The following is an 8,567-nucleotide window of genomic DNA, read 5'->3' on the forward strand; positions in this document are numbered from 1 at the left end:
ACCGATCCTTAACTGATCAGCATTACAGCGATTCGCTGGCATTTTTACTATCAGGCTTTGTTCTGACGCCACCACTCCGCGAGCAGGACGCCCGTCGCGACGGAGACATTGAGCGTTTCTACATTGCCCGTACCGTCGATGGCGACGCACAGATCGTCTGCAGAACATGCCGCTTCCGGCAGCGCATCACGCTCGCGGCCTAACACCAGCACCATTTTTTCTGGCAGCGTGGTGTTGAACAACGGCTTACCTTTGTCGCTGGAGGTCATCACGACCGTGTAGCCTGCTTTGCGGAAATCATCCAGCACATCCACAATACTGTCGCCAGTGATCGGTTGCACGTGCTCGGCACCGCCTTCCGCGGTACGGATAGCTGCACCGGATTCCAGCAGCGCGGCATCCTGTACGACCACGCCTTTCACACCGAAGTGAGCGCAACTGCGCATCATGCCGCCCAAGTTATGCGGGTTGGCGATATCTTCCAGCGCCAGTACGCAATCCTGCGCCCCCGCCTGGCCAACCCACTGCTTAACGGTTGTACCGTTACGTTTTTTAATCAGGAAACACACGCCACCATGGTGTTCAGTACCGGAAGCTTTCGCCAGTTCGGCTTCGTCAACCACGTGGTAGGCTTTGCGGTTTGCCGCCATCCAGCGTAATGCTTCTTTAAATCGTGGTGTCACGCTCTGGACAAACCAGGCGCGGACAATGGCGTCCGGACGGCTCTGGAACAGCGCCTGACAGGCATTCTCACCGTAAACGCGGGTTTCTTCCGCACGCTGACGACGTAATACTTCAGGATCGATAAAGCTCTTGCCGCTGATCCCACCGTGATCGGCTTTTTCCGCTACGTCATCGCTCGGCGCGCGGGATACGGTACGCCACGGTGAGTCTTCACGTTTACGGTCGCGTTCAACATCGCGGTCACGTCCACGATCGCGGCCACGTTCACTGTTCGGACCCTTTCTGTCATCACGGGCAGGGCGACGACCGCCTTCGGCTCGGGAAGTACCTGGGCGACCGCCGCCTTTACCGGTACGTGGATTTTGGGTGCGCTTGTCCGAGTCATCGTCACTGCGGACGTACATCACTTTGACCTTGCCGTTTTTGTTCTTCAGTTCGTCGCTCATTTCTTTTCTCCACCTGCTCTGCGCGAAGCGCGCAGATTACCCGATGTGCACGTCGTTAGCCATTATTTCATTTAAAAGCTTATGACTATTGTACTCATTGAATAAAACGCATTGCTGTTTAAAACAGTCTCCCCGATAATATGTAACATAACAGAAACATATCGGCGTGATTGCCGCGAAGTCCACCCTACTCATCCAGAGGTTAGTTATGAATACCGTTTGTACCAGCTGCCAGGCTATCAACCGCATCCCCGAAGATCGTGTTCAGGATACGGCCAAATGCGGACGCTGTGGTCACGACCTGTTTGACGGTGAGGTGATCAATGCGACCGGTGCTACGCTGGATAAGCTGTTAAAAGACGATCTTCCGGTGGTGGTCGATTTCTGGGCGCCATGGTGTGGCCCATGCCGTAACTTCGCCCCCATTTTTGAAGATGTCGCTGAAGAGCGTAGCGGTAAAGTGCGTTTTGTTAAAGTGAATACCGAAGCTGAACGCGAACTCAGCGCACGTTTCGGCATCCGCAGCATTCCGACCATTATGATATTCAAGAAAGGTGAAGTCGTCGATATGCTCAATGGCGCAGTGCCTAAAGCCCCGTTTGATAGCTGGCTTAACGAATCATTATAATCTCTACGGGGCACATCTTGTGCCCCGTTTTGTCCTCTGCGACAATAGCATTTTTCAACGTGCTTCCCGATGACCAATAACGCCGTTCTCCAGTTACGTGCCGAGCGCCTTGCGCGCGCCACGCGCCCTTTTCTTGCCCGAGGTAACCGTATTCGCCGCTGCCAGCGCTGCTTACTGCCGCTGAAACTGTGCCTGTGCGAAACGCTGAGACCTGCCCAGGCGAAGAGTCGTTTTTGCCTGGTAATGTTTGACACCGAACCGATGAAACCCAGCAACACCGGGCGTTTGATTGCTGATATTCTGCCGGATACCGCCGCGTTTCAGTGGTCTCGCACCGAGCCGCCGTCAGCGCTGCTTGAACTGGTGAACAATCCGGATTATCAACCGATGGTGGTCTTCCCGGCATCTTATGCCGACGAGGGCCGTGAGGTCATTTTCACGCCACCTACGGGTAAAACACCGTTGTTCATTATGCTTGATGGCACCTGGCCAGAAGCACGCAAAATGTTCCGTAAAAGTCCGTACCTCGATAACCTGCCGGTTATCTCCGTCGATTTATCACGTCTTTCCGCTTACCGTCTGCGCGAAGCCCATGCCGAGGGGCAGTATTGCACCGCCGAAGTGGCGATTGCCTTACTGGATCTGGCTGGAGACACGCAGGCAGCCGAAGGATTAAGTGAGCACTTCACGCTTTTTAAAACTCGCTACCTGGCAGGAAAAACCCAACATCAGGGAAGCGTCACAGCAGACTCGACAGAAAACGTTTAAAATCATTCGGTCACTGGTGTCATTAAGGAAGCCGATATGAGTCAACGTGGTCTGGAAGCGCTACTGCGACCAAAATCCATTGCGGTGATTGGGGCGTCAATGAAGCCCAATCGTGCGGGTTACCTGATGATGCGTAACTTACTGGCCGGCGGCTTCAATGGACCGGTTTTACCGGTGACGCCGGCCTGGAAAGCGGTGTTGGGCGTGCTGGCCTGGCCCACTATCGCCAGCCTGCCTTTTTCTCCCGATCTCGCCGTGCTGTGTACCAATGCCAGCCGCAACCTGACGCTGCTGGAGGCGCTAGGCGAGAAAGGCTGCAAAACCTGTATTATTTTGTCAGCGCCCACGGCGCAGCACGCTGAACTGCTGGCCTGCGCATCACGCTATAAAATACGTCTGCTCGGCCCCAACAGTCTGGGGCTTCTCGCCCCCTGGCAAGGGCTTAACGCCAGTTTTTCACCGGTACCGATTAAACGCGGTAAGCTGGCATTTATTTCCCAGTCGGCGGCGATTTCCAACACCATTCTGGACTGGGCGCAGCAGCGCGACATGGGGTTTTCCTGGTTTATTGCCCTGGGTGACAGTCTGGATATTGACGTTGATGAGCTGCTTGATTACCTGGCCCGCGACAGTAAAACCAGTGCGATTTTGCTCTACCTCGAACATTTGAGCGATGCCCGCCGTTTTGTCTCGGCGGCACGTAGCGCATCGCGTAACAAACCCATTTTGGTGATTAAAAGCGGTCGCAGCCCGGCGGCTCAGCGCTTGCTGCATACCAGCTCAGGGATGGACCCTGCCTGGGACGCCGCCATTCAGCGTGCCGGTCTGCTGCGCGTGCAGGACACACACGAGCTTTTCTCAGCGGTGGAAACCCTCAGCCACATGCGCCCTTTACGTGGCGACAGGCTGATGATCATCAGCAATGGTGCCGCCCCTGCTGCGCTGGCTTTAGATGAGCTGTGGTCACGAAACGGCAAACTGGCCACGCTAAGCGAAGAGACCTGCCAGAAACTACGCGATGCGTTACCAACCCACGTTGATATCGCCAACCCACTGGATTTGCGCGACGATGCCAGCAGTGAGCATTACGTTAAAACGCTGAATATTTTACTCGCCAGCCAGGATTTCGACGCCCTGATGGTCATCCACTCGCCTAGCGCAGCCGCACCTGGCACCGAAAGCGCGCAGGCGCTGATTGAGGCGGTGAAACAACATCCGCGCGGCAAGTTTGTCTCCTTACTCACTAACTGGTGCGGGGAGTTTTCATCCCAGGAAGCCCGCAGGTTGTTTAGTGAAGCGGGATTACCCACCTATCGTACACCGGAAGGCACCATCACCGCGTTTATGCATATGGTTGAATACCGGCGTAACCAGAAGCAGCTGCGTGAAACACCAGTGCTCCCTGACAGCCTGACAGCCAACACCGCCGAGGCACATAATCTGTTACAACAGGCGATTACTGACGGGGCAACATCGCTGGATACGCATGAAGTTCAGCCTATTTTACACGCTTATGGCTTGCACACGCTGCCCACCTGGATTGCCAGCGACAGCGCAGAAGCCGTACACATCGCCGAGCAAATTGGTTATCCGGTAGCGCTCAAACTACGTTCTCCCGATATCCCGCATAAATCGGAAGTTCAAGGGGTTATGCTCTACCTGCGAACGGCAACCGAAGTTCAGCAGGCAGCCAATGCGATTTTTGATCGGGTGAAAATGGCCTGGCCGCAGGCGCGTATCCACGGTTTGCTTGTCCAGAGTATGGCTAACCGCGCGGGGGCTCAGGAACTGCGCGTGGTCGTCGAACACGATCCGGTATTTGGGCCACTCATTATGTTGGGAGAAGGTGGCGTAGAGTGGCGACCGGAAGAGCAAGCCGTGGTGGCATTGCCGCCGCTGAACATGAACCTCGCACGATATCTGGTTATCCAGGGGATCAAAAACAAAAAGATCCGCGCCCGCAGTGCGCTACGCCCTTTAGACGTCGCCGGTTTAAGCCAACTTTTGGTTCAGGTGTCCAATTTGATCGTCGATTGCCCGGAAATTCAACGTCTGGATATCCACCCATTACTGGCATCCGCCGGTGAATTCACCGCCCTCGATGTTACGCTGGATATTGCCCCCTTCACGGGCGACAACGAAAGCAGACTGGCCGTGCGTCCCTATCCTCATCAGCTTGAAGAGTGGGTCGAAATGAAAAACGGTGAACGCTGCCTGTTCCGCCCTATTCTGCCGGAGGATGAACCCCATCTGCAGCAGTTCATTTCACAAGTGACGAAGGAAGATCTGTATTACCGCTATTTCAGTGAGATCAATGAATTTACCCATGAAGATTTAGCCAATATGACGCAGATCGACTACGATCGGGAAATGGCCTTTGTGGCGGTACGTTGCCGTGATAACACTGAAGAGATCCTCGGCGTGACGCGCGCAATTTCCGATCCCGATAACGTCGATGCCGAATTTGCCGTACTGGTACGATCGGATCTCAAAGGGCTGGGGCTCGGGCGGCGATTGATGGAAAAATTAATTACCTACACCCGAGATCACGGACTGAGACGTCTGAATGGTATTACGATGCCGAACAATCGGGGGATGGTCGCCCTGGCCCGAAAACTCGGGTTTGCTGTAGACGTCCAGCTCGAAGAGGGAATTGTTGGGCTAACGCTTAATCTGGCCCAATATGAGGAATCGTGAGTAAGGTACTGGAAATGTTGACCACTTTAACGGGTACTGGTGTTATCATTGCTCGCTTATGTCGTCTGCATAGCACAGAGGACCCTTCAATGAACAGAGAAGAAATGCACTGTGATGTTGTCAAAATTTAAGCGTAATAAACATCAACAACACCTTGCCCAACTACCGAAGATTTCTCAATCAGTTGATGATGTAGATTTCTTTTATGCTCCCGCTAATTTCAGGGAGACTCTGCTGGAGAAAATAGCCAGCGCGACGCGACGTATTTGCATCATCGCCCTGTATCTGGAACAGGACGACGGTGGCAAAGGCATCCTCGACGCGCTTTATGCGGCTAAGCGGCAGCGTCCTGAGCTTGATATCCGGGTGCTTGTCGACTGGCATCGTGCCCAGCGCGGACGCATTGGCGCAGTAGCGTCTAATACCAACGCTGACTGGTACTGCCGCATGGCGCAAGAAAATCCAGGGATCGATATTCCGGTCTACGGCGTACCGATTAACACCCGTGAAGCGCTTGGCGTCCTCCATTTCAAAGGCTTTATCATCGATGATAGCGTTCTGTATAGCGGTGCCAGCCTGAACGACGTTTACCTACATCAGCATGATAAATATCGCTACGATCGCTACCAGTTGATTCGCAATGCGCAAATGGCTGACATCATGTTCGACTGGGTCACGCAGAACCTGATGAATGGTCGCGGCGTGAATCGTCTTGATGATATCAATCGCCCTAAAAGCCCGGAAATTAAAAACGACATCCGCCTGTATCGTCAGGAATTACGTGATGCGTCATTCCATTTCCAGGGTAATGCGGATAATGAACAGCTGTCGGTGACGCCTCTGGTTGGGCTCGGAAAATCCAGTCTGCTGAATAAGACCATTTTCCATCTGATGCCCTGCGCAGAGCAGAAACTCACAATCTGTACCCCTTATTTCAACCTGCCAGCCATACTGGTGCGCAATATTATCCAGCTTCTGCGTGAAGGGAAAAAGGTTGAAATTATCGTGGGCGATAAGACCGCTAACGACTTTTTCATCCCGGAAGATGAGCCGTTTAAGATTATCGGCGCGCTGCCCTATCTGTATGAAATAAACCTTCGCCGCTTCCTGAGCCGACTGCAGTATTACGTTAATACCGATCAACTGGTCGTACGCTTATGGAAAGATGATGACAATACTTATCATCTGAAAGGCATGTGGGTGGATGATAAATGGATGCTGCTCACCGGCAACAACCTTAACCCTCGCGCCTGGCGCCTGGATCTGGAAAATGCCATTCTGATCCACGATCCTAAGCAGGAACTGACTCTTCAGCGTGAGAAAGAGCTGGAGCTCATCCGCACACATACTACCGTTGTTAAGCACTATCGCGACCTGCAGAGTATTGCCGACTATCCGGTTAAAGTGCGTAAGCTCATCCGTCGACTCCGCCGTATCCGAATCGACAGATTAATCAGCCGTATTCTGTAACCTGAACCCCGTCGCTGACGGGGTTTTTCCTATGGAGACGACGGTGCGCCTGTTTATTCTCGCCAGTATCCTGACACTTTCTGGTTGTAGCCATATGGCGAACGACAACTGGAGTGGGCAAGACAAAGCACAACACTTTATTGCCTCAGCCATGCTGGCCGCCGCCGGTAACGAGTACGCTCAGCATCAGGGAAACAGCGCCGATCGCAGCGCTGCCATCGGTTTCATGTTCTCCATTAGCCTTGGCGCATCAAAAGAACTTTGGGACAGCCGCCCCACAGGAAGCGGCTGGAGTTGGAAAGATTTTGCCTGGGATGTCGCCGGCGCATCCACCGGCTATGCCGTCTGGCAAATGGCCCACCATTAGAGGCGCAGGCCTTTACCTTTGCGGTGCAGCAGTAATGAGACAAAGAATGCAACCACGGCCAGAGCGGTGACGTACCAGAAAAATGTGGTTTCCATGCCAACGGACTTCAGCGACAGCGCAACATATTCGGCCGATCCACCAAACAAGGCATTCGCCACTGCATAAGACAATCCTACCCCCAACGCGCGAACCTGCGCCGGAAACATTTCGGCCTTCAGAATGCCACTGATTGAAGTGTAGAAACTGACGATCAACAAGGCACACATGACCAGACCAAATGCCATATACGGGGAGGTCACATTCTGCAACGCCGTCAGGATAGGAACGGTAAACAACGTGGCTAATGCGCCAAAACACAGCATCGAGGTACGGCGGCCAATTTTATCTGACAACGCGCCGAACAGCGGCTGTACCAGCATAAACACGCACAGTGCCGCCGTCATTATACCGCTGGCCACGTTGGCATGCATACCTGCCGTATTCACCAGGTACTTCTGCATGTAGGTGGTGAATGTATAGAAACACAACGAACCCGCAGCAGTAAATCCAAGCACCATCACGAAGGCCTTGCGGTTACGCCATAGCCCTTTCAGGGAGCCTGCTTCTTTCAGCGCACGCACATCCTGTTTTGAGGTTTCATCTAACTGACGACGTAACCAAAGCGCGACAATCGCCAGTACGGCTCCCAGCGCAAAGGGAATACGCCAGCCCCATGCTCTGAGCGCTGAGTCTTCTAACGTTTGCTGTAATATCACCACAACCAGCAATGCCAGAAGTTGCCCACCAATCAAGGTCACGTATTGGAATGAGGCATAAAACCCTTTCTTACCTTCCACGGCGACTTCACTCATGTAGGTCGCACTGGTGCCATATTCTCCGCCAACAGACAGCCCCTGAAATAATCTGGCGAGCAGCAGCAGCGCAGGTGCCCAAGTGCCAATGGTTTCATACCCCGGCAGACAGGCGATCACCAGCGATCCCATACACATCATGCATACTGACAATAACATGGACTTTTTACGTCCGTGCTTATCGGCTATCCGGCCAAAAATCCATCCGCCAATAGGCCTCATCAGAAACCCTGCGGCGAAAACCCCAGCAGTCTGTAACAGTTGTGTGGTGGTGTTTCCTGAAGGAAAAAAGATATGGGCAAAATAGAGGGAACAGAAAGAGTAGATGTAGAAGTCAAACCATTCGACCAGATTCCCTGATGATGCCCCTACGATTGCCCATATACGACGACGGGTGTCGCTGTCCGTCAGCACCCGATTCTCAGTTACACTGCTATCAGCCATTAGAATTGTACCCCTGCCAAGGATCTTGTGAATTTATCAATGATGTCTAGTGCATTTTTAGTGAATGAAATGTTATATAATTGTTATTTTTTATTATGGGATATATATCACATTTTTAATTAGCAGGGAAAGGTTTCGGATTTTTACGAGGAGGGCAGGACGGATTTTTGCAGGACGGATAAAGCGCTGACGCGGCTATCCACCCGCTTTCA

The 8,567-nt window shown here is 53.0% G+C and carries 7 protein-coding genes; 5 read left to right on the plus strand and 2 right to left on the minus strand.

The window, feature by feature from the left end; translation table 11 throughout:
• Nucleotides 1–50 precede the first annotated feature (50 nt).
• Nucleotides 51–1,130 carry a tRNA/rRNA methyltransferase gene (locus FDW98_RS00005; protein WP_096756115.1) on the minus strand — a complete coding sequence of 360 codons (1,080 nt, stop codon included), beginning with the start codon at nucleotides 1,128–1,130 and terminating at the stop codon, nucleotides 51–53.
• A gap of 208 nt (nucleotides 1,131–1,338) precedes the next feature.
• On the opposite strand from FDW98_RS00005, the gene trxC reads away from it, so the two are divergent.
• The 5 genes from trxC (at nucleotide 1,339) to FDW98_RS00030 (ending at nucleotide 7,060) form a co-directional block, all read left to right on the plus strand.
• Nucleotides 1,339–1,758, plus strand: a complete 420-nt coding sequence (trxC, locus tag FDW98_RS00010; protein WP_045446319.1) for a thioredoxin TrxC — start codon at nucleotides 1,339–1,341, stop codon at nucleotides 1,756–1,758.
• 69 nt (nucleotides 1,759–1,827) lie between these two features.
• The gene (gene tapT / locus FDW98_RS00015) at nucleotides 1,828–2,526 is read left to right on the plus strand and encodes a tRNA-uridine aminocarboxypropyltransferase (RefSeq protein WP_096756114.1); all 699 of its coding nucleotides are present in this window, start codon (nucleotides 1,828–1,830) and stop codon (nucleotides 2,524–2,526) included.
• 36 nt (nucleotides 2,527–2,562) lie between these two features.
• On the plus strand, nucleotides 2,563–5,223 hold the full coding sequence (gene pat / locus FDW98_RS00020) for a protein lysine acetyltransferase (protein ID WP_096756113.1): 2,661 nt from the start codon (nucleotides 2,563–2,565) through the stop codon (nucleotides 5,221–5,223).
• Between the two features lie 114 nt (nucleotides 5,224–5,337).
• On the plus strand, nucleotides 5,338–6,693 hold the full coding sequence (pssA, locus tag FDW98_RS00025) for a CDP-diacylglycerol--serine O-phosphatidyltransferase (RefSeq protein WP_096756112.1): 1,356 nt from the start codon (nucleotides 5,338–5,340) through the stop codon (nucleotides 6,691–6,693).
• 31 nt (nucleotides 6,694–6,724) lie between these two features.
• Nucleotides 6,725–7,060, plus strand: coding sequence for a YfiM family lipoprotein (locus FDW98_RS00030; RefSeq protein WP_217438869.1), 336 nt, complete (start codon nucleotides 6,725–6,727; stop codon nucleotides 7,058–7,060).
• Here the strand turns inward: FDW98_RS00030 and FDW98_RS00035 are convergent.
• A complete protein-coding gene (locus FDW98_RS00035; protein ID WP_115257745.1) occupies nucleotides 7,057–8,355 on the minus strand; it encodes an MFS transporter in 1,299 nt (432 codons plus the stop codon). The two genes, FDW98_RS00030 and FDW98_RS00035, sit on opposite strands and share 4 nt — an antisense overlap.
• Nucleotides 8,356–8,567: the final 212 nt, after the last annotated feature.

It is taken from the genome of Citrobacter sp. wls711 (genome assembly GCF_005281055.1).
Classification (GTDB): Bacteria; Pseudomonadota; Gammaproteobacteria; order Enterobacterales; family Enterobacteriaceae; genus Citrobacter; species Citrobacter gillenii.